The following is a 26665-nucleotide window of genomic DNA, read 5'->3' as shown; positions in this document are numbered from 1 at the left end:
GGACGAACAGGGACTCCAGGCGTGAACCAATCGACGATCTCCTTGCTGGACGGGCACGCGGCCGGGCTGCGGTCGGCGGTCGCCACCGCGCCTGCCGCGCCGATCACCGCAGGTGTCCAGGGCCCCGGCGGGTACGGCAAGAGCGCGCTGCTGGCCGAGCTGGCCGACGCCTACCGCGCCGCGGGAGTTCCGGTGCTCGGCACGGCGGACCTGGACCGGGCGGACGAGGGCGCGGTGCTGGTCGACGACGCGCACCGGCTCGACGAGTCCGTGCTCGGTCGGCTCGTCGAGCTCGCCCGGGCACCGGAGGCCCGGCTGGTGGTCACCTACCGGCCGGGTCCGCGGCCCGACGCGCTCGGCGAGCTGATCGGCGAGCTGGGTGCCCCGGTGCTGCTCTCCGCGCTCAGCCAGGAAGAGCTCGCGATGCAGGTCCGGGACGCCTCCGCCGAGTGGATCCGCTGGCTGCACGCGCAGACCGGGGGCGTCCCCCGCTACGTGAGCCGGGTGCTGGCCACCGCCGAGCCGGACGTCACGCAGCTGCCGGAGCGTGCGCTCGACCAGTTCCAGCACGACTTCGACCAGCTCGGCGACGCCGGGCGGGCGTGCGTGACGGCGATGGCGGTCGGCGCGACCCCGCACCCGGACCTGCTGGCGTCGCTGCTCGACCTGGACACCGCCGAGATCGGCGCCGCGCTGCTGGCGGTGCGCGCCAGCGGCCTGGTGGCGGCCGACGACGTGCTGCTGCCGATCGTGCGCGCGGCCGTGCTGCGGCTGACGCCGTGGGAGCGGCGGCTGCAGGTGACCCGCCGCCTGGTCGAGACCCAGCTGTCCCGCGGCGGGCCGGTGCTGCCGCTGGTGGCCCCGCTGCTCGGCGCCGAGATCGCGCGGCTGCCGGAGGCGACGCTGGCCAAGGCGTTCGAGCAGGCCGGCGAGGAAGCCCTGCTGGACGCGCCGGAACTGGCGCCGCGCCTGTTCGACGCCGCGGTGTCGGCCGGGGCGCCGCCCGCGTCCGTGGCCGCCCGGCGCGCGCGGGCCGCCGCCGTGGCGGGGCAGCTGGACGAGGCGCTGCGGCTGGCCGACCAGGTGGTGGTGGACTCCGCGGTGCCGGACCGGGAGCTCGGCGTGCAGGTCGCGGCGAGCGTGCTGGCGCAGCGCGGGCTGCTGGAGCGCTCCGCGGAGATGTGCCGCTGGTCGGTCGGGCGGCTGCGCTGGCCCGGCGACCGGGCGTTCGCGGCGGTCGGCCTGATCGGGGTCGGGCGGCTGGCCGACGCCGACGCGCTGCTGGACTCCTCCGACGACGCCGGCCCGCCGACGTCCATGACCGGCGCCGCCGCGCAGCTGGCCAGCGGGGTGCGGGAGTCGGTCACCGGGTCGGCCTCCAACGCGCTGTCCACGCTGGTGCGGGCGGCGTCGCTGTCGGAACCGGTGGGGCGCGGCGTGGTGCTGCCGGACTCGCCGGCGTCGCTGGCGGCGCTGGTCGCCCTGCACTGCGGCGAGCTCGACGTGGCCGCGTCCACGCTGGAGCGCGCGGTGGCCACCGGCACCGGGGGCCCGCTGCTGCGCAACCGGCACCGCCTGCTGTCGGCGTGGTTGCCGCTGGTGCGGGGCGACACGGTGGCCGCGCGGGCGAAGCTGCCGACGGGGGCGCTGACGGCCCGGGACCGGCTGCTGGCGACCGCGCTCGAGGCCGGCATCGCCAGCCGGGACAACGACATGGCCGCGCTCGCCGCCGCGCGCGGGCAGGCCCGCCAGGTCATCGCCGAGCACTCGGTGGACCTGTTCGCGCTGCTGCCGCTCGGTGAGCTGGTGGTCATGGCCGCGCGCCTGCGCGACCTGGACTGGATCGACCCGTACCTCACCGAGGCGCTGGCGTTGCTCGAGGGCCTGGGCAACCCGCCGCTGTGGACCTCGATGCTGACCTGGAAGCGGCTGCAGGCCTCGATCGTGCTGGACGAGCTGGGCACCGCGCAGCAGCGGGCGGCGGAGCTGGGCGCCATGGCCCACCACAACCCGCTGGCGGCGGCGATGGCCGACGCGGCGCGCGTGTGGCTGGGGATCCTCGGCGGGCAGGTGGACCAGGACGAGGTGGAGAAGACCGCCCGCGCCCTGCACGCGGCCGGGCTCGCCTGGGACGGGGCGCGGCTGGCCGGGCAGGCGGCCATCCGCACCGCCGACCGGCGCGCGATGCTGGGGCTGCTGGAGTGCGCGCGGGCGCTGCAGGGCAAGCCGCCGCGGCCGCGCGCGGTGGGCGGCGGCGACGGCGGCGTGCTCAGCGAGCGGGAGAAGGAGGTCGCCGAGCTGGTGCTGGCGGGCCTGACCTACAAGCAGGTCGGCAAGCGCCTGTTCATCTCGGCGAAGACGGTGGAGCACCACATCAGCCGCATCAAGCAGCGCCTCGGCGCCACGACCAGGCAGGACCTGCTCGACCGCCTGCGCGAGCTCCTCGGCTCCGACCGCTGACGGCGGGGGCGCGGGCCGGCCACGCCCCCGCCGCCGGGTCACACCTTCTGCAGGGACAGGCCCGCCCGGAGCGCGCCGACGATCTCGAACAGCGCCTCCTCGAAGCGGTCGCCGACGCTGCGCATGTTGGCGAAGCCGTGGATCAGGTCGGAGAACCGGCGGCTGACCACCGATACCCCGGCCTCGGCCAGGCGCGCGGCGTACGCCTCGCCCTCGTCGCGCAGCGGGTCGAACCCGGCCGTGACCACGCAGGCCGCGGGCAGCCCGCTGAGGTCCTCGGTCAGCAGCACCGACAGCCGCGGGTCGGAGCGCAGGGACTCGTCGGGCTGGTAGTGGTCCATGAACCAGGTCATGTCCTGGTCGGTGAGCAGGAAGCCGTTGCCGAACAGCTCCCGCGAGCGGCGGCGCGTCGTGGCGTCCACCGCGGGGTAGACCAGCAGCTGGAACACCGGGGCGGTCAGGTCGTCGGAGCGGGTCGCGGCGATCGCCACCGAGGCGGCCAGGTTGCCGCCCGCGCTGTCCCCGCCGACCGCGACCGCGTCGCGGCTGGTGCCCAGCTCGTCGGCGTTGTCGACGGCCCACCGGTAGGCGTCGAGGCTGTCGTCGAACGCGGCCGGGAACGGGTGCTCCGGGGCGAGCCGGTAGTCGACCGACAGCACCCGGACGCCGGCGTGCTTGGCCAGGAAGCGGCACAGGTCGTCGTGGGTGTCCAGGTCGCCGATGACCCAGCCGCCGCCGTGGTAGTACACCAGCAGCGGGCTGCTGCCGGTGAGCTCGCGCGGCCGGTACAGGCGGGCGGCCAGCTCGCCGTGGGCGGTCGGGACCTGCCGGTCGGCGACCACCACGCCGCGGACCGGGTCGCCCGAGGTGAGGTGGGTGGCTTGGCGCATGCCCGCGCGGGCCAGCTCCGGCGTGGCCGCCGCGAGCCCGTCCTGCCCGCGCAGCTGCTGCAGCTTGAGCAGCAGTTGGGCGTCGAGCGCGAGTTCCTGGCCGTCCAGGCGGATCGGTGCGCCGGCGATGAGCCGCCGCACGGACCGGGGGAGTGCGAAGATGCCGCGGACCGCCGCGGCCTCCAGCGTCGGCTGCACCAGTTCGAGGACCTTGGGCATGGGCATGGACCTTCCAGGGGAGCTAGCAGGGCGTGATAGAGGTTACCCGCAGGTAGCAGCTCCTCGGGCCGCCGCTCGTTGACCTCGACCGGACTGGAGGTCGTAGCGTCGCGGGCGGGACAGGCACGACACCCAGGTGGAAGGATCGACGCATGACGGTGACCGTGGTGGGGATCGGCGGGTCGGTGCGGCCGGACTCGCAGTCCGAGCGCGCGCTGCACGCCGCGCTGGCCGGCGCTCGGGAAGCCGGCGCCAAGGTCCACGCGGTCACCGGCGCCAGCCTGGCCCTGCCGTTCTACGACCCGCAGGTGGCCGAGCGCACCGACTCCGCGCTGGAGCTGGTGGACGCGCTGCGCAGCGCGGACGGCGTCATCATCGCCTCGCCCGGCTACCACGGCACGGTCTCGGGGCTGGTCAAGAACGCCCTGGACTACGTGGAGGACCTGCGCGGCGACGCCCGTCCCTACCTGGACGGCCGGGCGGTCGGGTGCATCGGCATCGCCCACGGCTGGCAGGCCACCGTCACCACGCTGCAGGCGCTGCGCTCCGTGGTGCACGCGCTGCGCGGCTGGCCGACCCCGCTCGGCGGTGCGGTGAACTCCGCCGAGACGCACTTCGAGCCCGGCGGGGAGTGCGGCGACGACAAGGTCGCCACCGTGCTGCGCACCATCGGCCGCCAGGTCGTGGAGTTCGCCAGCCGGTCCTGACACCGGGCGTGATCGCGCGGGGTCGCCGGTTCCCTCACGCTGCGCAACCGCTCGACGTGCGCCGAGTCCCGCGAGGCAGCACCCTCGGGTGGAGGCAACTCGCGCGTCCGAGGAGGTTGCACGTCCCATGGCCCACAAGGCTCCGATCACCAGCCCGCTCAACGACCAGGACCAGGACACCACCGGCAAGATGCTGCAGGCGACCCTGGTCGACCTGATCGACCTGCACCTGGTGGCCAAGCAGGCGCACTGGAACGTCGTCGGCCGCTTCTTCCGCGACGTGCACCTGCACCTCGACGAACTGGTCACCGTCGCCCGCGGCTTCGCCGACGACGTCGCCGAACGCGCCTCGGCCCTCGGCGTGTCGCCGGACGGCCGCGCGCGGACCGTGGCGGAGAACTCCGGCCTGTCCAAGTTCGAGGGCGACTGGCGGAGTGACCGGGAGGTCACCGAGGCGATCACCCAGGCGCTGCTCGAGGTGGTGCGCCGCCTGCGCGTCCGCATCGACGAGTCCGACAAGACCGACCAGGTCACCCAGGACCTGTTCATCGACATCGCCAGGGAGCTGGAGAAGCAGCACTGGATGTGGGAGGCCAAGCTGGCGTCCTAGCCGTCCAGGGCTGGTGACAGCGCTCGACGACCGCCCGTGCCACGGGCGGTCGCCGTGGCGCGCCCGCGCGGCGCCCGCAGCCGTCAGGGGAGGGTGGGCTCCAGGACCTGGGCGATCTCGATGGCCTTGGCGCAGGTCTCCGCGCCGGCCGGGCCGGTCTCGGCGTTGTACTTGATCTCCACCGACACCGTGCCGGTACCCGCCGCCACGATCTGCCGGCACCAGGTGGACTCCGGGGACCCGACGGGCACCGCGCGGAGCCCGGGGCGGCTGCCGACCTGGTTCGACTCGAAGCCGCTGAACTCGCCGCGCCGCTGGCTCCAGGCGTCCAGGTCGGTCGTCTCCGCCTTGGTGATCCGCAGCAGGAAGTCGTCGTCACCGCGGAACTCGCAGCCGACCTCGCCGTCCTCGTCGACCGGCTCGCCGGGCTCGGTGACGCCGACGTGCTGCAGGTCGCTCTGGGACAACGCTGAGCAGGGGTCGAACCCGGCCAACGACGGGCCGACGAGCGGTCCGTCCAACGCCTGGGACGCGTCGCTGCTCGAGGTGCCGCACCCGGCGAGCAGCAGGCCGGTGATGGTCAACGCCGCGGCCGCTGTGACTGGTGTTGTACGCATGCCCATCTTCAGGTCGGAGGAGGTCCTGCGGCGAGGTTACGCGAGCTGCGGCCGGGTCGGGGCGATCTGCGGCGCGGAACGCCCGGCGCGTCTCCTCCCGGTGGGGCCGGTTCCACCGGACGGGCGGCAGGGACTCCGCGCTCGGGCGTCCCTGCCGCCCGCGGCTCACCCGCGGCGGGCGCGCTCGTACTGCTTGGGCCAGATGTTGTCCGCGTGCAGGCGGTCGGCGGCGTGCAGCGGCCAGTGCGGGTCGCGCAGCAGCTCGCGGCCGAGCAGGACCGCGTCCGCCGACCCCGAGGCGACGATCTCCTCGGCCTGCTCGGGCGAGGTGATCAGGCCGACCGCGCCGGTCGGCACGTCCGCCTCGGTGCGCACCTGGCGGGCGAAGCGCACCTGGTACCCGGCGCGGACCGGGATGTCCGCCTTCGGCACCGCGCCGCCGGTCGACACGTCCACCAGGTCCACGCCGCGCTCGGCGAGCAGCCGGGACAGCCGCACCGAGTCCTCGCCGGTCCAGCCGCCCTCGACCCAGTCGGTCGCCGAGATCCGCACGAACAGCGGCCGGTCCGCGGGCCACGCCTCGCGCACCGCCTCGGTGATCTCCAGCAGCACCCGGACCCGGTTGTCGAAGTCGCCGCCGTAGCGGTCGGTGCGGTCGTTGACCAGCGGCGAGTAGAACTGGTGCGCCAGGTAGCCGTGCGCGAAGTGCAGCTCGACCACGTCGAAGCCGGCCTGCTCCGCGCGCCGGGCGGCGGCCGCGAACCGGCCGGGCAGCTCGGCCACCTCGGCCTCGGTCAAGGCGCGCGGCGCGGCGAGGTCGCCGAAGGCCTCGTTGGTCGAGCTGACCGTCTGCCAGCCGCCCTCGGACGGGGACAGCGAGTGCCCGCCCTCCCACGGCGCGGAGGTGGAGGCCTTGCGGCCGGCGTGCGCGAGCTGCACACCGGTCGCCGCGCCCTGCTGGTGCGCGAAGTCGTTGATCCGCTGCCAGGCCGCGACCTGCTCGTCGTTCCACAGGCCGGTGTCGCCGGGGCTGATCCGGCCCTCCGGGACCACGGCGGTCGCCTCGGCGATGATCAGCCCGGCGCCGCCGGTGGCGAACTGGCCGAGGTGCACGAAGTGCCAGTCGTTGGGCACGCCGTCGGTCGCCGAGTACTGGCACATCGGCGAGACCCAGGCGCGGTTGCGGATGACGAGGTCACGAAGCTTGATCGGTTCGAAGAGATGGCTCACGCCCAGCACCGACAACCGCGCGGAACGGGATATTCCGCGGTGCCTGCCATCTCACACGCTGGCGAGCAGCGCCTCGAACGCGCGGTCCACCCGCTCGGCGTCCCCGGTGGCCAGCAGGTCGAGGACCAGTCCGCGCAGCGCGGCGAGCAGGAGGGTGGCCTCGGTCTCGGACCCGAGGACGCGCTGCAGGGGCGGCAGCCACTCGCGGACGCTGGCCTCGCCGAAGCCCTCCCACGCGCCGCCCTGCAGCGAGCGCGCGTAGCTCTCGAAGAAGAACCGGATCACGTCGTGGTGCGCCGGGTCGCTGAGCCAGCGCCACAGGGCGCGCAGCGCCTCGGTGCGGTCCCGGCAGTGCTCGAGCGTGTCGGCCAGCAGCCGGAGCTGCTCGGAGCGCGCGTACCGGTGCACCTCGCGCACCAGGCCTTCCTTGGAGCCGAAGAAGTACAGCAGCATGCGCGGGCTGGAGCCGACCGCGGCGGCCAGCGGGCGCAGCGACACCTCCGACAGGCCGTGCGCGGCGGAGTACTCCAGCAGCTTCGCGAGCAGTTCCGCCCGGCGTCCGTCCTCGGTCATCGTCGCTCTCTCCCGCTCCGGGCTGCTAGCCTACGGGTGAAACGACTGTTTCACCCCCCCCCTGGAGAGCGCGATGGCTCCCGAGATCACCGTCCGGACGGGTCCGAGGCCGGGCGACCTGGGCACCGTGCTGGCCATGCACGGCCGGTCCTACGCCCGCGAGCACCGCTTCGACGAGCGCTTCGAGGCCCACGTGGCGCGCGGCCTGGCCGACTTCGCCGCCGCGCTGGGGGCGGCCCGCGACGAGCCGGGCACCGACCCGGGGCGGCTCTGGCTCGCCGAACGCGACGGCGAGGTGGTGGGCACCGTCGCGCTCACCGACGAGGGCTCGGGGGTCGCCCAGCTGCGGTGGTTCCTGGTCGACCCCGGGGTGCGCGGCCGCGGCGTCGGCCGCCGGCTGGTGCGGGAGCTGCTGGACCACGCCCGCGAGCGCGGCTTCCAGCAGGTCCGGCTCTGGACGGTCGGCCAGCTGGAGGCGGCGGCCCACCTGTACCTCGACGCCGGGTTCCGCTGCGTCGAGCGGCGGCCGGTCCGGCAGTGGGGGCAGCAGCTCGAGGAGCTCCAGTACCGGCTCGACCTGCGCTGACGGCGCCGGGCCGGAATCCCCTGGTGGGCGCCGGCTGCGCCGCGCACGCTGCGGGCATGGCGCAGCAGGCCCACGCGGTGCGCGTCCGCTGCCACTACCAGCGGGCCGGCGTGTCCACGCCGATCGAGATGCTCCACCGGTTCCGGGCCCTGACCGGCACGCGCGCGGCCGGCCAGGTGCTCGACATCGGCGCGTGCGCAGCGGACGACGTGCTCGGCTACCGCCACGTCCGGTCCCTGGCGCTGGTCGGCGCGCCGCGCGACGTGCGCTGCGCGCGCACCGACCTGGGCCCGGTCGAGGCGGACCCGGCGCGGCTGCCCTTCCCGGACGACGTCTTCGACGTGGTCGTCCAGCGCTTCTCGCTGTGCTGCGCGGCGGACCCGCGCGCGGTGCTGCTGGAGGTCGGCCGGGTCCTGCGCCCCGCCGGCCAGCTGCTGTTCCTCGAGCACACCCGGGCGCCCGGCGTGGTCGGGCGGGCCCAGGACGGGGCGCAGGAGATCCTGCGGGGGACCCGGCGCTGCCGGCTCAACGTCGAGGTGCTGCTCCAGGTGCAGCTGGCCGGGCTGGTGGTGCGCCTGGCCGACTGGTTCTGGCCCGCCGAGCACGTCCGCGTCCCGCTGGTGCTGGGCATCGCCACCCACGCCGACCAGCCGCACCAGCGGGAGCCGGGGTGGCTGCGCGCCGCCACGCGTTGGGTGGGCGGCGGGTGAGCGGCGGTGGGCACCGCCGCTCGCCCCGGTCTCAGCCCAGCCCGACGGCGCGCCGCGCGAAGTGGATCTCCGCGGCGACCTGGCGCAGCGTCTCGGCCACCACCAGCGACCCGTGGCCGGCGTCGTAGCGGTAGAACTCGAACGGCACGTCCCGCTGCGCCAGCCGGTCCAGGTAGTTGAGGATCTGCTGGATCGGGCAGCGCGGGTCGTTGTCCCCGGCCAGCACCAGCACCGGTGCCCGCACCTGGTCCACGTAGGTCAGCGGGGAGGACTTCTCGTACACGTCGGGCACGTCCTCCGGGGACCCGCCGAACAGCGCCCGGTCGAAGGCCCGCAGCGGCTCCATCTCGTCGGCGTAGGCGGTGACGTAGTCGGCCACCGGGACCCCGGCGACACCGCCCGCCCAGCGCTCCGGCTGCGTGCCCAGCGCCAGCAGCGTCAGGTACCCGCCCCAGGAGGCGCCCGCGACGACGCTCCGCGCCGGGGTGGTCAGGCCGGTCTCGACGGCCCAGTCGTGCACCCGCGCGACGTCCTCCAGCTCGGTCAGCCCGGGGCGCCCCTGGATGGCGTCGCGCCAGGCCGAGCCGTACCCGGTGGACCCGCGGTAGTTGATCTCCACCACGGCGAACCCGGCGTCCAGCCAGGCCGCGCGGTAGGCCGAGAACCGGTCCTCGTCCGCCGCGTGCGGGCCACCGTGCAGGTGGAACACCGTGGGCAGCGGCTCGTCCCCGGCGCCCGCCGGGCGGGCCACCAGGGCGTGCACCGCGTCGTTCGGCCCGTACGGCACGTCGACGAACACGTCGGTGACGGCCTCCGAGCCCGGCGCCCGCTCACCGGGCGGGGTCAGCAGGACCCGGTCCTCGCCGTCGGCGGACACCGTGCGCACCAGCGACGGCGTCGCCGACGACGACCACACGTACTCCACGGAGTGGTCCGGCCGCACGGAGGTGCCCACCACGGTGCCCGGGGGCGTGTCCAGCGCGGTGAGCGTCCCGGAGGCCAGGTCGTAGCGGTGCATCGTGGTCCGCGCGTGGTGGGTGTGCGCGATCAGCAGCGCCGTGCCGTCCGGGTACCACTCCGCGGAGACCTCGCCGGGCAGGTCGAGCTCGATCTCGGTCTCGGTGTCCGCCACGACGTCCCAGACCAGCAGCTCCTCCTTGCCGCGGCGCTCGTGCAGCACCAGCAGCCGGGGGTCACCGGTGACCGGCGCGAACTCCAGCGCGTCCAGCCCCTTGCCCGGGCCGTCCCACTTCTCCGCGACCACGGAGCCGTCGACGCGCAGCACCCGCAGCGCCGGGTGGCGGCTGTCGCCGTGCTCGGAGTGCGAGATGGCCAGCATCGACTCGTCCCAGGACATCGCGGCCAGGCCGCCGTCCTGCTCGTGCTGGTAGAGCACCTCCGGCTCGCCGCCGTCGCGCACCACCCAGACCGTCACGCCGTCGTCGGTGGACATCCCCATGCCGATCACCGACCGGCCGAGCTCGAGGCCGGCCGGGTAGCCGGGGTGCGTGCCCGGCAGCGCGGTCCGCGCCTCACCACCGCCGCGGAACGGCTCCACCCGCCAGCTGCCGAACTCGTCGCCGTCGGTGTCGTCGAACCACCAGATCCGCTCGCCGTCCGGGGACAGCGTGCCGTGGAACGTGCCGTTCGGGCGGTCGGTGACCTGGCGGTGCTCTCCGGTGTCGCGGTCCCACGCGTAGAGCTCCCAGGTGCCGCTGGAGTTCGACACGTACAGGCTGCGCTGCGGCGCGTCCCGCGCCCAGTCCGGCAGCGACACGCGCGGCGCGCTGAAGCGGGCCCGCCACCGGGCCTCCCGCTCGGGGTCGTCGAACAGCTTCTCGGGGATCTTCGCCTCGGGGTAGGTGCTCACCTCCCCGATACTGCCCGATGCCCCCGTCACCTGCGGAACCGGCGCGCTCGGCGCCGGAGGGGGCCGGGGCCGGCCGGTCGCGGCGTCAGTCGCGCTCCTCGTGGCTGCGCAGGAAGGGTTCGGTGATGGAGCGGAGGAGTTCCCACACGCGCGCCGCGGGGAGGCCCTGGGCCAGCAGGCCCGTCGCGGTGTGCAGCTGCGCGTTGAGGAAGACGGCGTAGTGCTCGGCGTCGTCCACGCCGAGTCGTTCGAGCTCGTGGACCAGCGGTTCGAGCAACCGCTCGTGCAGCGCCTGGGCGTGGTTCTGCACGAACTCCTGGATCCCCGGCTCGGCGGCGAGCGCGTCGCCCGCGGCGTGGTCCCCGGAGGCCACGAGCTCGACGTTGGCCTCCAGGTAGGCGAGGATCCGCTCCGCCGGAGCCGTGTGCCGGTCCATGGACCCGGTCACCCGCGCCAGCCAACGCGGGGTCATGTCCTCGGTGATGGCGATCAGCAGCTCGCGGCGGGAGGGGAAGTACTGGTAGATGCTGGACCGGGCCAAGCCCGCGCGGGACGCGATCCGCCCCATGCCGGGGAGGGCCCCGTCCTCCCGCATCAGCTCGATGGACGCGTCCAAGATGGCACGGATCTGTTCGTCTCGGTGCTGGGCCACGGTGGCGGCGCTGATCTTGGGCATGTCCAGTGCTCTCGATGGGAACTCCCCCGGCCGGCAGGCCGGGGGAGTGTCCGCGTCAGTGTGAAGACAGGCGTCCGTCCTCCATCTCCAGGACACGGTCGCAGTGGTGCAGGACGGAGTGGTCGTGGGTCACCATCACTGTAGCAACGTTCGAATCGACCGTCTCCTGTCGGAGCAGCGCGACGATCTCCTGGCTGCGCTGGCGGTCGAGCGCGGAGGTCGGTTCGTCGACCAGCAGCAGTGAGGGCCGGTTGACCAGGGCCCGCGCGATCCCGACACGTTGGCGCTCACCACCCGAGAGCTGGTGGGGGCGGCGGTCGGCGCGGTGGTCCATGCCCACCGCTCGCAGCAGTTCGGTCGGGTCGAAGGGGCCGCGGGCGCCGCTGAGCTTGCGCACCAGGCGGAGCTGGTCGGCGGCCGTCAACGCCGGGACGAGGTTGCCGGACTGGAAGACGAAACCCAGCTGCTGGAGCCGGAAGCGCGTGCGGCGCCGCGGCGACAGCGAACCGAGGTCGACGCCGTCCACGAGCACCGATCCGGTGTCCGGGGTGGACAGTGCGCCGGCGACGGCGAGCAGGCTCGACTTGCCGGCGCCCGAGGGGCCGACGACGGCCACGAACTCACCGCGGTCGACCTGCAAGGAGACGTCGTCCAGGGCGGTCACCTCGCGGTCGCCGTCGCCCAGGCGCAGGCTGACGTTCCGCAGCGTCAAGCCCGTGGAGGTGGTCCCGGTCCGCGCGGCAGGAGCGTCGTGGCGGGTGCTCGACTTCATCGTTGGCTTCCCAGGGCTTTCAGCGGGTCGATCGACGTGATGCGCAGAACGGCCAGCGTGGCTCCGACGAGGCCGAGCAGGATCGTCAGGGCGGACGCGACGGCGATCGGCGCCGCTTCGAGTTCGAACGGCATCCCGGCGGGCATGAGGGCGCCCAGCCCGACGCCGGCGCCCACGCCGACGAGCGTCGTGGTGACCAGCAGGATCAGCGCCTGGAGGAGCGCGTCCCGCAGCACGAAGCCCGTCGGTGCGCCGAGGGCCCGGAGCACCGCCAGTTCGTGCTGGCGCTGCACGGTCCACACGGTGAAGAAGGCACCGATGACCATGGCGCAGATGAGGTACAGGAAGACCTGGATCATGTCCAAGGTCATCGTCTCGGCCGCGTAGCCCGGCGAGGCGTTGAACGACTCGGTCAGGGAGCTGGTGACGGTGCCCGCCGCGGCGTCGCCCTTCGCGACGTCGATGCCCGACTCCTCGAGCGGGGCACCGCCGGCGGACTGCAGCGCGATCGCGCTGGCGGTGGTGCTCTCCACCGCGTCGACCTGCTCCTGGGTGGGAGCGCCGGGGAGCGCCTGCCCCGAGGCGATCAGGCGCCAGGTGTCCAGCGGCAGGTAGGCGATGTCGACGTGACCGAAGGTGGCCTGGCCCTCGGTGAACCCGACGACGCGCAGCTCGGTGTCGACCCGGTCGAGCACGACCGTGTCGCCGAGTTCGCCCCCTTCGTCGCGGGCGGTTTCCGAGACCACGATCCCGTCGAGGGCGCCGAGCCCCTGTCCTTGGCTGGTGGCCGGCGCGAGGAACGAGTCCGGCTCCACGCCGAACAGGGTCAGGTCGACCTGCTTGTCACCCCCGACGACGCCGTTGACGATGGTGGAGCCGAGGAGGGCGGCGTCCTGGACGCCGTCCTGCTGCTTCCACTGCTCGAGCTGTCGCTCGTCGACCACCGACCGCGAGAACGCGTTGTCGGTCTTGGTGCCCTCGTCGAAGGCGAAGGCGGTCACCGGGAGGTTCTTCAGGCCGGACACGCCGTCGTTGACGAGCCCGGAGGACAGTCCGGACAGGATCACCGTGAGCACTGCGATCAAGCCCACGACGATCCCCATGAGCAGGAATCTGCCGCGGGCGAACACGAGTTCGCGTAGGGCGAGGAACATGTACGTCCTTGGGTCGTTGTGCCGCCGCATGATGCCGTCATCGTGTCGGCATCATGCCGACGGCCTGTCGGGAAAACTCGCCCCCAGCTAATCACGAAATCGGTCAAAGCGAACTGTGTCGTTCCCGACACCCTGTCGGCAAGAAGCTCGGAGGCCGGTCGACCACGGCGGGTGGCTCAGCGCCGGACCTCGAACAGGAAGCAGCCGTGCTCGACGGCCCGGACGTGCGCCAGGGCGACCGCGGGGTCGAGCAGGAGGTCGCCGGCGGTGCGCTCGGAGAGGTCCGTCCGGCCGTCGAGCAGGCAGCCGCCGAGGGCGCGGCCGTCGCGGTCGTGGGCACGCAGCACCCGCCGGGTCCCGCGCACCTCCTCCGGCCAGTCCGAGGACGCCGGCCCCGCGCACGGCGCGGCGTGGACGAAGACCGGCCCCACCTCGTCGTGGGCGCCGGGGTCCCGGGCCCAGCGGCGCAGCGGCGCGTAGGAGACCAGCGCGATCCGCTCACCCAGGGCGGCTCCGCCGCAGGCAGCAGCGCAACGGTGCGCCACGCCCGTCCTCCTCGGTGCGGACCTGGGGTTCCCGCCCGGCGTCGTCCGACACGCGCAGCTCGTCCAGCACGCCGGGGCCAATCGGTGACACGCGGAAGGTCATGTCCCGATCGTCGGCCGGCGGCGGCCCCGGAGCTGGCGGGAAACCGACGTCGCAGCAGCCCGGCACCAGCAGCCCGAGAACGGCCGCTGGAGCCGAGGCCACCGCGGAGTCAGTCGCCGACGGGGAAGCGGCTGGTGATCGCGATGCGGTTGAAGGCGTTCATCACCGTGGCCAGCCAGGTGACTGCCGAGAGCTGGTCCGCGGTGAGCGCTGCTGCGGCTGCGCCGTGGTCCGCGTCGCTGACGTGCCCGTCCGACACCCGCGTGATCGCCTCGGCCAGGCGGAGGGCGGCGCGATCGGTCTCCGAGAAGCAGCCTGCCTCCTCCCAGCCCGGCAGCACCGCGATGCGGTCCGGGCTCTCCCCCTTCTGCAGGGCGTCGCGGGTGTGCATGCGCAGGCAGAACGCACAGCCGTTGATCTGGGACGTGCGGATCTTCACCAGCTCGACCAGGAGCGGGTCGAGGCCGGCCCTGGTGGCGGCCTCCTCCGCCTCCCTGGACAGCGCGATGAGTGCCTTGTAGGCGGCCGGGTGCTGCTTGCCGACGTTGACGCGCTGCGCGTTCGTCATGGTTCCTCCGGTTCGTCGGCGGCCCGCGGGATCCCGAGGTCGCGGTGGTGGGGTGAGTTCCCCGCGGGTGAAGCCCGCGGCGTGCACGCGCGCGACGACGTCGTTCTCCGCTGCGTGGGGGTGGGGCAGGTCCGTCAGGGACAGCCCGGCGACACCGGCGTCACGGTCCCGCACGGTGATGGCTCGCATGGCAGGTCCTCACGAGGAGGGGCGGTCCGAGCGCGCGACCCCCGGCACCCGCGGGGACCGGGCGGCTCGCCGTCGTGGGAGTGCCGCTGCTCCCACTCGTCACCGGACACGACGGCGTGGACGTGTCGGTCACCCAGGTCGCACCTCCTGCGAGGTGCACGTCCAGCGTAAGCCCGCCCCGGGAACCCGAGCATGGAGAGAGGCTCTCGGCCGTTGACGCCCACGCCGCCCTCAACGTCACGACCAGCGTCCTCACCACCCTCGCTCAGCCTTCCTCGGCCACCGCCAGCGCCCTGGTCGGGTGACGCCCTCGAGGGCGAGGACCGGAGCTGGTGGTCGGCGAGAGTCGAAGGCAACGTCCATCGGCTTCGACAACCGTTGGGCGAGCCGCAATGGAGACCGGCGCTGATGGCCGGTGACAGGGGCAGGAGCAGGAAGCTTGGCTCGCCCCCAACGACTACAGCCTCAATGGGGACCGCGCTGATGGCCGGTGACAGCCGCAACCTCCAGGGGGTCCCGTGGTAGCGCACCTGTCCGAGCCTCAATGGGGACCGGCGCTGATGGCCGGTGACAGTCGACTTGTCCGCGGAGCATGAGCAGGCGCTGCGAACGCCTCAATGGGGACCGGCGCCGAAGGCCGGTGGCAGCGGCACCGACGAGGGCGTGGCGACGCTCGTGCTGCACGGGCCTCAATGGGGACCGGCGCTGATGGCCGGTGACGGTGCACAAGATTTCCAGGTGTGCTGGCCTGCGGTTTCAAAGATCGTCGCGAGCGGATCCGGTTGGTGATCGCCCGCACGGCTCGTTCTGATCTCACATCCACGTGATAGGCCGGTGACCTGCGGTTTCGGGGTGCGAGCGGTGTGTGCTTGAGGGGTGTCGTATCGGGGTGCTCGCGTCGGTCTTCCGCGGCTGCGGCTGCGGTGCCCGGGTTCCAGACGGGGAGCTGGGAGTGGGGGCATGCCGTTCGGTGGTCGTAGGGAGGGGCGGCGGCTGGCTGAGCAGCTGCCGTACCTGCGCGACGAAGCCCCGGTGGTGCTGGGACTGCCGCGGGCGGTGTTCCGGTCTCCTTCGAGGTGGCTCGGGCGCGGGACGCGCCGCTCGGCGTGCTCGTCGTCCGCGAGCTTTCCGCGTCGACCAACACGGACCTCCGAAGTGCCGCCGAGCGCTACGCGGAACCCACCCGGTCCCAGGCACCGAAGTGGTCGACCTCCTCAACCAGGCCGCACAACGGTCGTGAGTGCCAGGACCGGCTCCAGCCGGTTCACGCACTCACGACCCCCAGCCACAGGCAGAGCCAGCCACAGCCGGCGCACTGCAGAGGCTCCAGGAGTCAATCGAGGTCAACCTCGAGAGAGATGCGTGCCCGCCTCATGCGCGACTTGACCGCTGCTGGGAAGCGGCCCTGGATGCCCGACTGGCCACCGTGTCGCCCAGCTCGCCCGGTAGACGTCGGCTGCTGCAGGCCCGCGGACGCGGCCGGTGAGAGGGCGGGTGCACGATCTTCTCCCGGATCTCTCCCAAGCCGCAGTCCAGGGCATGAAGAAAGGGCCTGGTCAGAACCTCGTGTGAAGTCCTGACCAGGCCCTCTCGCCTGTCGGGGTGGCGGGATTTGAACCCACGACCTCTTCGACCCGAACGAAGCGCGCTCCCAAGCTGCGCCACACCCCGATCTCCAGCGGCGGGACCTCTCGGGTTCTCGCCCCGTCCGCTGGCGAATACTCTACCGGACGCCTCCGCCGCTTCCGAACGGGGTCTCCCTTTCGGCGTTCTCGCTGGTCAGGGCCTCGTCCTCGGAGCGGGGCAGCAGTGTCAGCAAGGTCGCCTCCGGCGGGCAGGCGAACCGCACCGGGGCGTACGGCGAGGTGCCCAGCCCGGCCGAGACGTGCAGGTGCATCCGCTCACCCCAGGTGGAGGCGCCGCGCGCCCGGCCCCGGTCCAGCTCGCAGTTGGTCACCAGGGCGCCGTAGCCCGGCAGCCGCAGCTGGCCGCCGTGCGTGTGCCCCGCCAGCACCAGGTCGTAGCCGTCCTCGGCGAAGCTGTCCAGCACCCGCGGCTCCGGGGAGTGCGTCACGCCGAGGCGCAGCTGCACGTCCTCCGGCAGCGGGCCGGCGATCTGGTCGTAGCGGTCCAGGTGCAGGTGCGGGTCGTCCACCCCGGCGACGTGGATGCGCACCCCGGCGACCTCGAGCAGGTGGCGGCGGTGCGTCGCGTCCAGCCAGCCGCGCTCGGTGAGGGCGGCGCGCAGGTCCCGCCACGGCAGCGGGTCGCCGTGGATGCGCTTGGTCTTCGACGACGGCAGGAGGTAGCGGGCCGGGTTCTTCGCGGTCGGTCCGTAGTAGTCGTTGCTGCCGAAGACGAACACGCCCGGCCGGTCCAGCAGCGGCCCCATCGCGCGCAGCGCCGCCGGCACCGCCTGCGGGTGCGCGAGGTTGTCGCCGGTGTTGACCACCAGGTCCGGGTCCAGGTCGACCAGCTCGGACACCCATCGCTGCTTGGACCGCTGGTTCGGCGTCATGTGCAGGTCGGAGACGTGCAGCACCCGCAGCGGGGCGGCGCCCGCGTCGAGCACCGGCAACGAGACCTGGCGCAGCGTCCAGTGCCGCCGTTCGATCGCGGCCGAGTAGGTGACCGTCGCGGCGCCCAGAGCGCCCGCGCTGAGCAAAATTCGCCCGAACTTGTTCACCCCACCAACCCTACGTCGACCACGCTCCCCGCGACGGACCGCGTGCCCCGCCCCAGCGGCCGCCGGGGACAATCACTGGCATGGCCGAGCTCAAGGACAAGCTGCGGGCGGACCTCTCCGCCGCGATGAAGGACCGCGACACCGTCGTCACCGGCGTGCTGCGCATGGCGCTGGCCGCGATCGGCAAGGAGGAGGTGGCCGGCAAGCAGGCGCGCGAACTCACCGACGACGAGGTGCAGCGCGTGTTGAGCAAGGAGGCCAAGAAGCGCGACGAGGCTGCCGAGGCGTTCCGCGGGGCCGGGCGCGAGGAGCAGGCCCAGGCTGAGGAGGCCGAGGCGGAGGTGCTGCGCCGCTACCTGCCGAAGCCGCTGGGCGACGACGAACTGGCGCAGCTGGTCAAGGAGGCCGTCGGCGAGGTCGAGGCGGAGCTCGGCGAGCGCCCCGGCATGAAGCAGATGGGCCAGGTCATGAAGACGGCCAACGCCAAGGTCGCGGGCCGCGCGGAGGGCGGCAAGGTCGCCGCGCTGGTCAAGGCCGAGCTCGCCGGCTGAGCTCCCCGGCCGTCAGTCGCCGGCGCTGTTGTGCCGCCAGTAGGCGAGCGCGTAGAGGCGGCGGCGCTCCAGCCCGAGCTCGCGCTGGCAGTGCTCGCGGAGCTCGTGCACCACGTCGGCCTCCGCGCCGATCCACACGTGCGGGTTCGGGCCGAGGTCCGCGGAGCGCACCGCGTCGACGAGCAGCCTGCTCTGCTCGGCGGGGACGCCGTCGCGGTGCAGCCACTGCCAGTCCACCTGGGCGGCCGAGCTGATCGGCTGCTCCTCCGCGGCGTCGGCGACCTCGGCGAACACCCGCACCACCGCCTCGGCGGGCAGCTCCTCGACGATCGCCGACATGGCGGGCAGCGCGGTCTCGTCGCCGACCAGCACCAGCGGGTCGGCGTCGGGCTGCGGCTGGTAGGCGGGGCTCGGGCCCACCGTCACGATCTGGTCGCCCGGTGCCGCCTGCGCCGCCCAGGTGCTGCCCGGGCCGTCGTGGTCGTGCACCACGAAGTCGATGGCCAGCTCCCGCCGTTCGGCGTCGAACCAGCGGACGGTGTAGGTGCGCTGCCGGGGCTGCTGCTCGCGGGGCAGCGCGAACACCTCGGCGCGGGTCCGGCCGAGCGGCACCGGCTGGCCGGGCTGCGGCAGGCACAGCTTGATCCGCTGGTCGCTGCCGTTGCTGACGAAGTCGGCGAGCTCCTCGCCGCCGAGGGTGATCCGCACCATGCGCGGCGTGATCCGTTCTGCCGCGCGCACCTCCAGCTGCCGGTACCGGGATCGCGCACGTCGGGTGCTCACCTGCGTCTTCGTCACGCAACCGAGTCTAAGAACCCCCGGTCGCGCGCCCGTCCCCGGCACCGCCCGGGACAGCAGTGCGGGCGCCCCGCTCGGCGGAGCGCCCGCACTGGTCGGTCACGGTGGGAAGACGTCCGGCGGCAGGCCCGGCACGTCCGGCCGTTCCACCGGGCGGTCGGGCGGCGGCCCCGGCTTCGGTGGCGGCGGGGGCGGCGGCCGCTCCGGTGAGGGCGGCGGCACGTAGCCGGTGCTCACCGAGATCGTCACCGTCTCGCCCGGCAGGGCGAAGCCGCGCGGTGTCTGGCTGACCACCAAGCCCCGCTTGCGCTGGCTGTTCACCGAGCGCTCCTGGACCTGGTACCCCGCCTTCTCCAGCGTCTCGGTGGCCCGCTTCGAGGTCATGCCGACCACGTTGGGCACCTGGAACTCGTCGCCGCCGTTCTCGTACCGATCGGTGGTGGGCGGCAGCGGCAGGACCGGCAGGCCCTCGTGGATGGGCCCCATCGCGTCGAAGAAGGTCCGCGCGGGGACCTTGCCGCCGTAGATGTTGCCGCCGTTGACCCCGCACAGCCGCGGCGGGTCGCTGTCGCAGATGCCCTGCGGCGAGGGGCCGTCGCTGAAGGTCAGCACCGCCCCGGCGTACTGCGGGGTGGCGCCGATGAACCCGGCGGACTGGTGCGCCTCGGTGGTCCCGGTCTTGGCCGCCAGCGGTCGGGTCCAGCCGGCCCCGGCCGCGGCCGCGGCGGCGGTGCCGCCGGGCTGGTCGTCCCTGCTCATGCCGACCGCCAGCGCGTTCGCCAGGCCCTCGTCGACGGCCTGCTCGCACGGGTCCTCGGTGATCGACACCGGGTTGCCGTTGCGGTCCAGGACCTGCTCGATCGGCGTGGGCGGGCACCACGTGCCGCCGCTCATGATCGTGGCGGCGACGTTGCTCAGCTCCAGCGGGCTGGTCGGCGCGTACCCGAGGGTGAACGCGCCGATGTTGCGCTGCTTGACCTCGTCGGCCTGCGAGCGGCCGTTGGCGCCGCCGGGGGCCAGCGGGTCGCCGGACGCGGTGTGGTTCAGCAGGGTCTGCCGCATGCCGAGCCGCACCGCCATGTCCACCGTCTGGTCCAGCCCGACGCGCTCCTGCAGCGCGACGAACGCGGTGTTCGGCGAGGTCGCCAGGGCCATCTGCAGGGTCCGCGGCCCCGCTGCGACGCCTTCGGCGTTGCCCACGGTGTAGGGCCGGGTGCCGTTCTTGTAGACCGACGAGGTGTAGCTGGCCGGGGACTGGATGGTGTTGTAGATGCCCATCCCCTTCTCCAGCGCGGCGGCCGCGGTGAACACCTTGTAGACCGACCCGGCGCCGAACTTGACCACCCCGCTGGGCAGCGCGTAGGCGGTCTGGCCCTTCGCGGCGTCCAGGCCGAAGTCCCGGTTGGCCACCAGCGCCCGCACCCGGTGCTTCTCCTTGCCGGGTTCCACCACGCTCATCACGTTGGCGATGCCCTTGGTGGTCTTCGGCACGCCCTTCTCGGCGGCGGCCTTCGCGGCGTCCGTGGCGTGCTTGTCCAGCGTGGTGCGGATCGTGTAGCCGCCGGTGCGGAGCTGCTCCTCGGTGAACCCGGCTCGCTCCAGGTAGTCGACGACGTACTTGCAGAAGAACCCGTCGGACGGCCCGGCGCCGACGCAGCCGTTGGGGATGCCCCGCAGGGGGAGCTTGAGGCCGAGCGGCGAGTTGCGCGCCTCCTCCGCGGCTTCCGGGGTGATCCGGTGCTGGTCCTCCATCGCCTGGATCACCAGGTTGCGGCGCTTCAGCGCCTCCTCGGGGCTGTCCTCCGGGTCCAGCGCGCTGGGGCTGTTCACCATGCCCGCCAGCAGCGCGGCCTGCGCGATGGTCAGCTGGTCCGGGGTGGTGTCGAAGTAGGTGCGCGCGGCGGCCGCGATGCCGTAGGCCTGGTTGCCGTAGGGCACCACGTTGAGGTAGCGGGTGAGGATCTCCTCCTTGCTGAGCTGCTTCTCCAGCTGGAGGGCGATGCGGATCTCGCGGAGCTTGCGCGCCGGGGTCTGCTCGATGGCCTTGTGCTGCTTGACCGGGTCCCCGGCGGCGACGACGTGCACCAGGTAGTTCTTCACGTACTGCTGGGTGAGGGTGGAGCCGCCCTGGGCGATCGAGCCGGAGACCTGGTTGGTGACCGCGGCCCGCACGGTGCCCGCCCAGTCGACGCCCTGGTGGTCGAAGAAGCGCCGGTCCTCGATGGCCACGATGGCGGCCTTCATGGTGTCGGCGATCTGGTCCGGGGCGGCCGGGGTGCGGTTCTGCTCGAACAGGTACGCGATCGGCCGGCCGTCCTTGTCTGTGACGGTCGTCACAAGGGGAGGTTCCTTGGTCATCAGGTCGGCCGAGATGCTGTTCACCGCGTCGCTGGCGCGGTTGGAGACCACGCCGAGTGACCCCACCACCGGGAACAGCAGACCGGCGACCAGGACGCCAGCCAGCACACACAGGCCGAAGAGCTTCAAGAAGCCGTCCCGAGCACGCACTTCGCCAGCCTAAGTCGGAACGGCTTCGTGACGGTCTGTCACGGGCGAGATCCGCCCGATGTGATGAGTTCGAAAGATAACGGAGCGACAACCCTTGTTTGGTTGTGGAACCGACTGCCTCTACAGTCCGTCTACGTCCAGCGACAGCACTGCTGCGGCCGATCCACTGCCGCGGCATCCGGTGCCGGGGGGCTCCGGACGAAACAGGTCGCCGACGATCCAGTGAGGAGCTGGGGGAACTCTATGTTCGAGCAGGGGGACTGGCGGGTCAACGCGGCTTGCCGTGACCAGAACCCGGACCAATTGTTCGTCCGGGGAGCCGAGCAGCGCAAGGCGCGAATGATCTGCTTCGGCTGCCCGGTGCGCACCGAGTGCCTCTCCGAGGCGCTCGACAACAAGATCGAATTCGGCGTGTGGGGCGGAATGACGGAGCGGGAGCGGCGTGCGTTGCTGCGCCGTCGTCCCGATGTCCGCAGCTGGCGGGAATTGCTGGAAGCGGCCCGGCGCGAATACGTCGATTTCGACGAGTACCAGGTGAGCTAGTCCATTCGGGTTGGGGCCGGGCAATTCGCCACCGCGGATCGCCCGGCCCTTTCCCTGTCATTCACCTGCCAGTCGCCGACCGATCTCCTGCAGGCCCGCCAGGTCGTGCACGTCGGTCGGCAGCGCGGGAACACCGACCATCGCCACTTCCGGGTGCGCGCGGGTGAACCGGGCCAGCAACCGCTTCTCCCGCTCGGCCACCGCGACGCGGTCGGCGTGCACCCGCAGCGCGGCGGCGGCCATCGGCGCCTCGCCCGTGGCCTCGATCTCCTCGGCCACCGCGGTGGCGCGCGCCCCGGCCAGCCCGGTGAACACCGGGTGGGTCCGGTTGGCCACCAGACCGGCCAGCGGCATCCGCTCGCCGGCCAGCCGCTCCACGAAGTAGGTGGCCTCCCGCAGCGCGTCCGGCTCGGGCGCGGCGACCACCAAGAACGCCGTGCCGGGGGAGCGCAGCAGCTGGTAGGTGTGCTCGGCGCGCTCCCGGAACCCGCCGAAGGTCGAGTCGAAGGCCTGCACGAACCGGGCCGCGTCGGCCAGCAGCTGGCCGCCGATGATCGTCGAGACGGCCTTGGCGAAGATGCCGAACCCGGCGCCCACGATCTTGCGCAGGCCCTTGCCGCCGGCCCGCGCCGGGCTGGACAGCATCTTGATCAGCCGCCCGTCCAGCACGGTGGACAGCCGCTGCGGGGCGTCCAGGAAGTCCAGCGCCGACCGGCTCGGCGGGGTGTCCACCACGATGAGGTCCCACTGCCCGGAGGCGGACAGCTGCCCCAGCTTCTCCATCGCCATGTACTCCTGCGTGCCGGAGAAGGATGTGGAGATCGTCTGGTAGAAGGGGTTGTTCAGGATCTGCTCGGCGCGTTCCCGGCCGGCGTGCGCGAGCACCATGTCGTCGAAGGTGCGGCGCATGTCCAGCATCATCGCGTTGAGGTCGCCGGCCGGTTCGAAGCCCTCCACCACCACCTGCTTCGGTTGGTTGCCGAGCTCGCGCAGGCCGAGCGCCTGGGCGAGCCGCCGCGCCGGGTCGATGGTGAGCACGGCGGTCTTGCGGCCGCGCTCGGCGGCGCGCACGGCCAGCGCCGCGGCGGTCGTCGTCTTGCCCACGCCCCCGGACCCGCAGCAGACGATGACGCGGGTGCCCGGGTCGTCCAGCAGGGCGTCGACGTCGACCTGGGCGGGGCGGTGCGGTTCGCTCATCGGGGGCTCCGGATGCCGTGTTCGGTGAGGACCTCGGCCAGCTCGTAGAGCTCGGCGACGTCGATCCCCGCGGTCAGTTCGGGCAGCCCGACGGTGGGCAGGTCGGTCTCGGCGAGCCGGCGGCGGGCGTTCTCCTCGGCGCGGACCTGGACCGCGTGCTCGATGGTCTCGTGCACCAGCCCGTCCAGCTCGTCGTCGTCCAGGGGCAGCCCCGCGGCGTGCAGCCCGGTGCGCACCTCCTCGGCGTCGACGCGGCCCTCGGCGGCGGCCGCGACGACGTCGGCGGGCAGGCGGGCGGGGCGCACCCGGTTGCAGATCACGCAGCCCGGGCGCAGGTCGGCGGCGTCGAGCTCGGCGACCGCTTCCAGCGTCTCCCGCACCGGCAGCTCCTCCAGCAGCGTCACCAGGTGCACCACGGTGTCGCTGGAGTGCAGCAGCCGCACCACGCCTTCGCTGTGCTCGCGGATGGGGCCGACCTTGGCCAGGTCGGCCATGGCCCGGGTGACGTCGAGGAACTTGACCACGCGCCCGGTCGGCGGGGCGTCGACCACCACCGCGTCGTAGACGTAGCGGCCGCGCTCGTCGGTGCGGCCGACGCACTCCTTGATCTTGCCGGTGAACAGCACGTCGCGCAGGCCCGGCGCGAGGGTGGTGGCGAACTCGATGGCGCCCATCTTGCGCAGCGTGCGCCCGGCGAAGCCGAGGTTGTAGAACATCGACAGGTACTCCATGAGCGCCGCCTCGGCGTCGATGGCCAGCGCGCGGAGCTCGCCGCCGCCGGGCGCCGCGGCGATCCACTCCTCGGAGTAGGGCAGCGGTGCGGTGTCGAAGAGCTGCGCGATGCCCTGGCGCCCCTCGACCTCGATCAGCAGCACCTTGTGACCGCCGGTCGCGAGGGCGAGCGCGAGCGCGGCGGCCACGGTGGTCTTCCCCGTACCGCCCTTGCCGCTGACCACGTGCAATCGGGCCTGGTTCAGTTCCCCGTTCCAGTCGGTCACACGATCAGCCTAGGTCGCGGGGCGGCGCGGTGTCTCCGGGTCGCACCCTGAAGCAGGTCGGGGGGGCGCCGGTCGCCCGCGCGCGGGCGTGGGGACACGGCTTGAGCTGCCCGCGTGCGGGAGTGGGTGGGCGGCGTGAGTCGCCCGCACGCGGACGTGGGGACACGTCTTAAGCTGCCCGCATGCAGAAGTGGGAGTACGCGACCGTGCCGCTGTTGAGCCACGCGACCAAGCAGATCCTCGACCAGTGGGGCGAGGACGGCTGGGAGCTGGTGGCCGTGCTGCCCGGTCCGACCGGTGAGCAGATGGTCGCTTACATGAAGCGTCCGAAGGAGGCCTGACGTGGGGCGCTGGACGGACCGCCTGGCGGAGCTGGGCATCCCGCTGCCGGAGGTGGTGACGCCCGTCGCGGACTACGTGCCCGCGGTGCGCAGCGGTTCGTTGGTCTTCACCGCGGGTCAGGTGCCGATGGTGGCCGGAGAGGTCGCCGCCACCGGCAAGGTCGGCGCCGAGATCAGCGGCGAGGAGGCCAAGCAGTACGCCCGGATCTGCGCGCTGAACGCGCTGGCGGCGGTGGACGCCCTGGTCGGGATCGACTCGGTGGTCCGCGTCGTCAAGGTCGTCGGGTTCGTGGCCTCGGCCGAGGGCTTCACCGGCCAGCCCGCGGTGGTCAACGGTGCCTCGGAGGTGCTCGGCGAGATCTTCGGCGAGGCCGGCAAGCACGCGCGGTCGGCGGTGGGCGTGGCCGAGCTGCCGCTGGGCGTGCCGGTCGAGGTCGAATTGGTCGTCGAGGTCGAATAGGGCGAGTCGCCGGGATCGGACCCCGGCGGTGTTCCCAAGAACGACGCGGCGTCGCCCGTTCCCGGGTGACGCCGCGTTTCCGTCGGACCACGTCGCGTGATCTGTGCCTTCTTTTCGGCAGCTGGGACGCGAACGCACCGGGATGACCAGTACGCTGCGATCACCCCCATGATTGAGCTAGTCGGAACCGGTTAGCCCAATTGGGGGGCAATCAATTCCAGTGTGTTGCGAAACGGTCGTGCGGGGGCTTGATTGATCGAGCCAGTGCGACCAAGGTTCACCTGGACGGGTGTAACTGGAGCCGGGGGCGGCAGACGACACCCGCATCGACGGGACGAGGCTGGGAGGGGCCCACGTTGGCGGTGCGTGAGAACGAGCTGCGGTGTCACGAGTTGCTGCTGCGACTCGCCGACCGGTTGCCCGACCGGCACCTGTGGCGCTTCCGCGACTGGCTCGCCGGGGACGCGGCGGAGGTGGTCGCGCAGGTGCTCCCGGGGATCCTCGTGCGCGAGCGGATCGGCCTCGACGACGCCGAGCACCGGCTGCTGTCCGAAGCCCTGTCCCCGCTGGGCGCCGACCCCGCGGTGGTCGGCTCGGTCCTGCCCGCCGACCCCGCCGCGGTCCCGCGGCACTCGTTCAGCGCGGAAGGCGTCCGCGACGGCGTCGCCGACTCCGCGCTGCTCGTGCTCGGCGCCACGCTGCGCGGCCGCCCGGGCGTCCGCGAGGTCCGGCACAGCTGGCGGAGCACCGGGGGTTCCGGGTCGAAGCTGGTGGTGCTGGTGACCGCCTCCGCCGACGTCATCGGCCTCACCGGGGAGGTCCAGCGCGTGCTGCGCGCGCTCGGTGAGCTCGAACCCTGCGTGGAAGTGCTGCCGCCCGAGCTGGAACCGACCGACTACCACCGCGCTGCGCTCGACGAATCGGTGCTGGTGTGCGCGGGGGCCGAAGAACTCGCCGGTCGTCGTGGCTGAACGGCCGACATCCGAAGGAGGCAACGTGGTGCACGTGGCTGAGGGAGCCGGACCGGAGGACCGGCTGCACAACCTCCTGCTGGCCATGGCCGGGCGGGTGGACGACGACGGGATCAACGCGGCCCGCGAACTGCTGGGCGAGGGGCTCCCGGCCGCCGCGGCGGAGTACCTCACCGGCTGCCTGATCGCCGGTCGCATCCCGGTGAACTCGACCGAGCAGTACCACCTGCGCCGGGTGCTCGACGAGACCCGCTCCGCGCAGGCCCTCGCCGACCGGCTGCAGGTGGTGGACGCGGTGCCCGTCGAGGAGCACCGCTTCGGCGAGCCCGAGCAGCTCGACACCGACCTGGTCGAGGCGCTGGCCCCGATCACCGGCCGGCTCCACGGCCTGCGCGGCCTGTGGTGCGCGGCCCGGGCCACCCCGGCGGGCGCGAGCTACGGCGCGGTGCCGCACCGCGTCCTGCTCGCCGAGGTCGGCGCCGACGGCTCCACCTCGGCGATCGCCTACCAGCTCATCGAGGCCCTGCGCCGTGCGGGCCTGCACTGCTCGGTGGAGGTCTTCGACAGCGGCGCCGAGCTGCCCGAGTACCACCGTGACGCCCTCGCCGCGGCCCACCGCGTGCACCTGGACCAGGCCGAGCAGGAGCGGGAGCGGCCCGAGGAGGAGCCGCGCGCGGCCGCCGAGCAGCGTCCCGCCCCGAGCCCCGCGGCGGAGCAGCGCGAACCGCAAACCGCCGCCGCGCCGCCGGCGCCCGCCGCGGAGCCGCGCGTCGAGGAGGAGGAGCGGCGGCACGGCGCGGAGCCGCAGCGCGAGGAGGCCCCGGCGGCCGAACCCGCGCTCGCCCCGCGCGCCGAGGCCACCACCACCGAGGGCGCGGGCATGCGCGTGCCCGCGGCGGTCGACGCGAAGCTGACCGACCGGGAGCGCAACCTGCTGCGGAAGCTGCACGAGGAGCTGGCCCAGCGCGAGCAGGACCGGTCCGGCCCGCCGCGCCGCCAGAACGGGGCGAAGGGCGGCGAGGAGAGCTGGACCTCGACCATGCCGGGCGGCACGGGCGGCTTCCCGCCGATCGGCGCGACCCCGGCCACCAACCAGGCCTACGCCCCGCAGCAGCAGCGCTCCTGACCCCGCG

General features: G+C 73.3%; 27 protein-coding genes and 1 tRNA gene. 12 read left to right on the top strand and 16 right to left on the bottom strand.

What is annotated here, in order from left to right; all coding sequences use genetic code 11:
• Window positions 1-21 precede the first annotated feature (21 nt).
• Window positions 22-2460 (top strand): helix-turn-helix transcriptional regulator, encoded by a 2439-nt coding sequence (locus HNR68_RS02155; RefSeq protein ID WP_343049888.1) that lies wholly within the window; start codon window positions 22-24, stop codon window positions 2458-2460.
• 38 nt (window positions 2461-2498) lie between these two features.
• Here HNR68_RS02155 and HNR68_RS02150 read toward each other — a convergent pair whose 3' ends face one another.
• The gene (locus HNR68_RS02150) at window positions 2499-3569 is read right to left on the bottom strand and encodes an alpha/beta hydrolase (RefSeq protein ID WP_179717102.1); all 1071 of its coding nucleotides are present in this window, start codon (window positions 3567-3569) and stop codon (window positions 2499-2501) included.
• Between the two features lie 152 nt (window positions 3570-3721).
• Here HNR68_RS02150 and HNR68_RS02145 point away from each other — a divergent pair, with 152 nt between their 5' ends.
• Together HNR68_RS02145 and HNR68_RS02140 are read left to right on the top strand one after the other, a co-directional pair.
• Window positions 3722-4276, top strand: coding sequence for an NADPH-dependent FMN reductase (locus tag HNR68_RS02145; protein WP_179717100.1), 555 nt, complete (start codon window positions 3722-3724; stop codon window positions 4274-4276).
• Window positions 4277-4403: 127 nt separating this feature from the next.
• Window positions 4404-4886, top strand: coding sequence for a Dps family protein (locus HNR68_RS02140; protein ID WP_179717098.1), 483 nt, complete (start codon window positions 4404-4406; stop codon window positions 4884-4886).
• An 83-nt stretch (window positions 4887-4969) separates the two neighbouring features.
• Here HNR68_RS02140 and HNR68_RS02135 read toward each other — a convergent pair whose 3' ends face one another.
• The 3 genes from HNR68_RS02135 to HNR68_RS02125 all read right to left on the bottom strand — a co-directional run bounded on the left by HNR68_RS02135 (window position 4970) and on the right by HNR68_RS02125 (window position 7306).
• Window positions 4970-5503, bottom strand: coding sequence for a DUF3558 family protein (locus HNR68_RS02135; RefSeq protein WP_179717096.1), 534 nt, complete (start codon window positions 5501-5503; stop codon window positions 4970-4972).
• A gap of 165 nt (window positions 5504-5668) precedes the next feature.
• Window positions 5669-6733 carry an oxidoreductase gene (locus tag HNR68_RS02130; RefSeq protein WP_179717094.1) on the bottom strand — a complete coding sequence of 355 codons (1065 nt, stop codon included), beginning with the start codon at window positions 6731-6733 and terminating at the stop codon, window positions 5669-5671.
• A gap of 51 nt (window positions 6734-6784) precedes the next feature.
• The gene (locus tag HNR68_RS02125) at window positions 6785-7306 is read right to left on the bottom strand and encodes a TetR/AcrR family transcriptional regulator (protein ID WP_179717091.1); all 522 of its coding nucleotides are present in this window, start codon (window positions 7304-7306) and stop codon (window positions 6785-6787) included.
• A gap of 73 nt (window positions 7307-7379) precedes the next feature.
• Between HNR68_RS02125 and HNR68_RS02120 the strand changes: the two genes are divergently transcribed.
• Window positions 7380-7892, top strand: coding sequence for a GNAT family N-acetyltransferase (locus HNR68_RS02120; RefSeq protein WP_179717089.1), 513 nt, complete (start codon window positions 7380-7382; stop codon window positions 7890-7892).
• A 56-nt stretch (window positions 7893-7948) separates the two neighbouring features.
• Window positions 7949-8602: a class I SAM-dependent methyltransferase gene (locus tag HNR68_RS02115; RefSeq protein WP_179717087.1), complete on the top strand. Its 654-nt coding sequence runs from the start codon at window positions 7949-7951 to the stop codon at window positions 8600-8602.
• 31 nt (window positions 8603-8633) lie between these two features.
• Here HNR68_RS02115 and HNR68_RS02110 read toward each other — a convergent pair whose 3' ends face one another.
• From HNR68_RS02110 to HNR68_RS02085, 6 genes are all read right to left on the bottom strand, one after another.
• The gene (locus HNR68_RS02110) at window positions 8634-10472 is read right to left on the bottom strand and encodes a prolyl oligopeptidase family serine peptidase (protein WP_179717085.1); all 1839 of its coding nucleotides are present in this window, start codon (window positions 10470-10472) and stop codon (window positions 8634-8636) included.
• 85 nt (window positions 10473-10557) lie between these two features.
• A complete protein-coding gene (locus HNR68_RS02105; protein WP_179717083.1) occupies window positions 10558-11148 on the bottom strand; it encodes a TetR/AcrR family transcriptional regulator in 591 nt (196 codons plus the stop codon).
• A 55-nt stretch (window positions 11149-11203) separates the two neighbouring features.
• The gene (locus HNR68_RS02100) at window positions 11204-11920 is read right to left on the bottom strand and encodes an ABC transporter ATP-binding protein (protein WP_179717081.1); all 717 of its coding nucleotides are present in this window, start codon (window positions 11918-11920) and stop codon (window positions 11204-11206) included.
• Entirely contained in the window at window positions 11917-13074 is a 1158-nt protein-coding gene (locus tag HNR68_RS02095; RefSeq protein ID WP_179717079.1) for an ABC transporter permease, read from the bottom strand. The genes HNR68_RS02100 and HNR68_RS02095 overlap by 4 nt, the downstream gene beginning before the upstream one ends.
• Window positions 13075-13250: 176 nt before the next feature.
• The gene (locus HNR68_RS02090) at window positions 13251-13619 is read right to left on the bottom strand and encodes a DUF1203 domain-containing protein (RefSeq protein ID WP_218888166.1); all 369 of its coding nucleotides are present in this window, start codon (window positions 13617-13619) and stop codon (window positions 13251-13253) included.
• Between the two features lie 212 nt (window positions 13620-13831).
• Window positions 13832-14290: a carboxymuconolactone decarboxylase family protein gene (locus tag HNR68_RS02085; protein WP_179717077.1), complete on the bottom strand. Its 459-nt coding sequence runs from the start codon at window positions 14288-14290 to the stop codon at window positions 13832-13834.
• A 756-nt stretch (window positions 14291-15046) separates the two neighbouring features.
• Here HNR68_RS02085 and HNR68_RS02080 point away from each other — a divergent pair.
• Window positions 15047-15268, top strand: a complete 222-nt coding sequence (locus tag HNR68_RS02080; RefSeq protein WP_179717075.1) for a hypothetical protein — start codon at window positions 15047-15049, stop codon at window positions 15266-15268.
• Window positions 15269-16076: 808 nt separating this feature from the next.
• Here HNR68_RS02080 and HNR68_RS02075 read toward each other — a convergent pair.
• Window positions 16077-16150, bottom strand: a tRNA-Pro gene (locus tag HNR68_RS02075).
• 52 nt (window positions 16151-16202) lie between these two features.
• A complete protein-coding gene (locus tag HNR68_RS02070) occupies window positions 16203-17165 on the bottom strand; it encodes a metallophosphoesterase (protein WP_179717073.1) in 963 nt (320 codons plus the stop codon).
• Window positions 17166-17245: 80 nt separating this feature from the next.
• Here HNR68_RS02070 and HNR68_RS02065 point away from each other — a divergent pair, with 80 nt between their 5' ends.
• Complete coding sequence (locus HNR68_RS02065) at window positions 17246-17716, top strand: GatB/YqeY domain-containing protein (RefSeq protein WP_179717071.1); 471 nt, start codon at window positions 17246-17248, stop codon at window positions 17714-17716.
• Between the two features lie 12 nt (window positions 17717-17728).
• Here the strand turns inward: HNR68_RS02065 and HNR68_RS02060 are convergent, their stop codons facing one another.
• Together HNR68_RS02060 and HNR68_RS02055 are read right to left on the bottom strand one after the other, a co-directional pair.
• Window positions 17729-18514 carry a siderophore-interacting protein gene (locus HNR68_RS02060; RefSeq protein WP_343049887.1) on the bottom strand — a complete coding sequence of 262 codons (786 nt, stop codon included), beginning with the start codon at window positions 18512-18514 and terminating at the stop codon, window positions 17729-17731.
• 99 nt (window positions 18515-18613) lie between these two features.
• Window positions 18614-21022 (bottom strand): transglycosylase domain-containing protein, encoded by a 2409-nt coding sequence (locus HNR68_RS02055; RefSeq protein ID WP_179717069.1) that lies wholly within the window; start codon window positions 21020-21022, stop codon window positions 18614-18616.
• A gap of 243 nt (window positions 21023-21265) precedes the next feature.
• On the opposite strand from HNR68_RS02055, the gene HNR68_RS02050 reads away from it, so the two are divergent.
• Window positions 21266-21565 carry a WhiB family transcriptional regulator gene (locus HNR68_RS02050; protein ID WP_179717067.1) on the top strand — a complete coding sequence of 100 codons (300 nt, stop codon included), beginning with the start codon at window positions 21266-21268 and terminating at the stop codon, window positions 21563-21565.
• Window positions 21566-21622: 57 nt separating this feature from the next.
• Here the strand turns inward: HNR68_RS02050 and bagB are convergent, their stop codons facing one another.
• Entirely contained in the window at window positions 21623-22762 is a 1140-nt protein-coding gene (gene bagB / locus HNR68_RS02045) for an ATPase BagB (RefSeq protein WP_179717065.1), read from the bottom strand.
• Window positions 22759-23760 (bottom strand): ATPase BagA, encoded by a 1002-nt coding sequence (gene bagA, locus HNR68_RS02040; RefSeq protein ID WP_179717063.1) that lies wholly within the window; start codon window positions 23758-23760, stop codon window positions 22759-22761. Before bagA ends, bagB begins: the two co-directional genes overlap by 4 nt.
• 182 nt (window positions 23761-23942) lie before the next feature.
• Here bagA and sp36 point away from each other — a divergent pair, with 182 nt between their 5' ends.
• The 4 genes from sp36 (at window position 23943) to HNR68_RS02020 (ending at window position 26658) form a co-directional block, all read left to right on the top strand.
• Window positions 23943-24101 carry a Sp36 family protein gene (sp36, locus tag HNR68_RS02035; RefSeq protein ID WP_179717060.1) on the top strand — a complete coding sequence of 53 codons (159 nt, stop codon included), beginning with the start codon at window positions 23943-23945 and terminating at the stop codon, window positions 24099-24101.
• A 1-nt stretch (window position 24102) separates the two neighbouring features.
• Complete coding sequence (locus HNR68_RS02030) at window positions 24103-24561, top strand: Atu1372/SO_1960 family protein (RefSeq protein WP_179717058.1); 459 nt, start codon at window positions 24103-24105, stop codon at window positions 24559-24561.
• Between the two features lie 392 nt (window positions 24562-24953).
• Window positions 24954-25532: a hypothetical protein gene (locus HNR68_RS02025; RefSeq protein ID WP_246330369.1), complete on the top strand. Its 579-nt coding sequence runs from the start codon at window positions 24954-24956 to the stop codon at window positions 25530-25532.
• A gap of 34 nt (window positions 25533-25566) precedes the next feature.
• The gene (locus tag HNR68_RS02020; RefSeq protein WP_343049886.1) at window positions 25567-26658 is read left to right on the top strand and encodes a hypothetical protein; all 1092 of its coding nucleotides are present in this window, start codon (window positions 25567-25569) and stop codon (window positions 26656-26658) included.
• Window positions 26659-26665 lie beyond the last annotated feature (7 nt).

It is taken from the genome of Saccharopolyspora hordei, assembly GCF_013410345.1.
Lineage (GTDB): Bacteria > Actinomycetota > Actinomycetes > Mycobacteriales > Pseudonocardiaceae > Saccharopolyspora > Saccharopolyspora hordei.
Note: the sequence above shows the minus strand (reverse complement) of the source record. Positions and strands in the feature narration are given on the sequence as shown.

What these genes read in the sequence shown, in the direction of transcription:
- HNR68_RS02150 (WP_179717102.1), bottom strand. Translation starts at nt 3,569, where the DNA reads ATGCCCAAGGTCCTCGAACTGGTGCAGCCGACGCTGGAGGCCGCGGCG.
- HNR68_RS02145 (WP_179717100.1), top strand. Translation starts at nt 3,722, where the DNA reads ATGACGGTGACCGTGGTGGGGATCGGCGGGTCGGTGCGGCCGGACTCG.
- HNR68_RS02140 (WP_179717098.1), top strand. Translation starts at nt 4,404, where the DNA reads ATGGCCCACAAGGCTCCGATCACCAGCCCGCTCAACGACCAGGACCAG.
- HNR68_RS02135 (WP_179717096.1), bottom strand. Translation starts at nt 5,503, where the DNA reads ATGCGTACAACACCAGTCACAGCGGCCGCGGCGTTGACCATCACCGGC.
- HNR68_RS02125 (WP_179717091.1), bottom strand. Translation starts at nt 7,306, where the DNA reads ATGACCGAGGACGGACGCCGGGCGGAACTGCTCGCGAAGCTGCTGGAG.
- HNR68_RS02120 (WP_179717089.1), top strand. Translation starts at nt 7,380, where the DNA reads ATGGCTCCCGAGATCACCGTCCGGACGGGTCCGAGGCCGGGCGACCTG.
- HNR68_RS02115 (WP_179717087.1), top strand. Translation starts at nt 7,949, where the DNA reads ATGGCGCAGCAGGCCCACGCGGTGCGCGTCCGCTGCCACTACCAGCGG.
- HNR68_RS02105 (WP_179717083.1), bottom strand. Translation starts at nt 11,148, where the DNA reads ATGCCCAAGATCAGCGCCGCCACCGTGGCCCAGCACCGAGACGAACAG.
- HNR68_RS02100 (WP_179717081.1), bottom strand. Translation starts at nt 11,920, where the DNA reads ATGAAGTCGAGCACCCGCCACGACGCTCCTGCCGCGCGGACCGGGACC.
- HNR68_RS02095 (WP_179717079.1), bottom strand. Translation starts at nt 13,074, where the DNA reads ATGTTCCTCGCCCTACGCGAACTCGTGTTCGCCCGCGGCAGATTCCTG.
- HNR68_RS02085 (WP_179717077.1), bottom strand. Translation starts at nt 14,290, where the DNA reads ATGACGAACGCGCAGCGCGTCAACGTCGGCAAGCAGCACCCGGCCGCC.
- HNR68_RS02065 (WP_179717071.1), top strand. Translation starts at nt 17,246, where the DNA reads ATGGCCGAGCTCAAGGACAAGCTGCGGGCGGACCTCTCCGCCGCGATG.
- HNR68_RS02050 (WP_179717067.1), top strand. Translation starts at nt 21,266, where the DNA reads ATGTTCGAGCAGGGGGACTGGCGGGTCAACGCGGCTTGCCGTGACCAG.
- bagB (WP_179717065.1), bottom strand. Translation starts at nt 22,762, where the DNA reads ATGAGCGAACCGCACCGCCCCGCCCAGGTCGACGTCGACGCCCTGCTG.
- sp36 (WP_179717060.1), top strand. Translation starts at nt 23,943, where the DNA reads ATGCAGAAGTGGGAGTACGCGACCGTGCCGCTGTTGAGCCACGCGACC.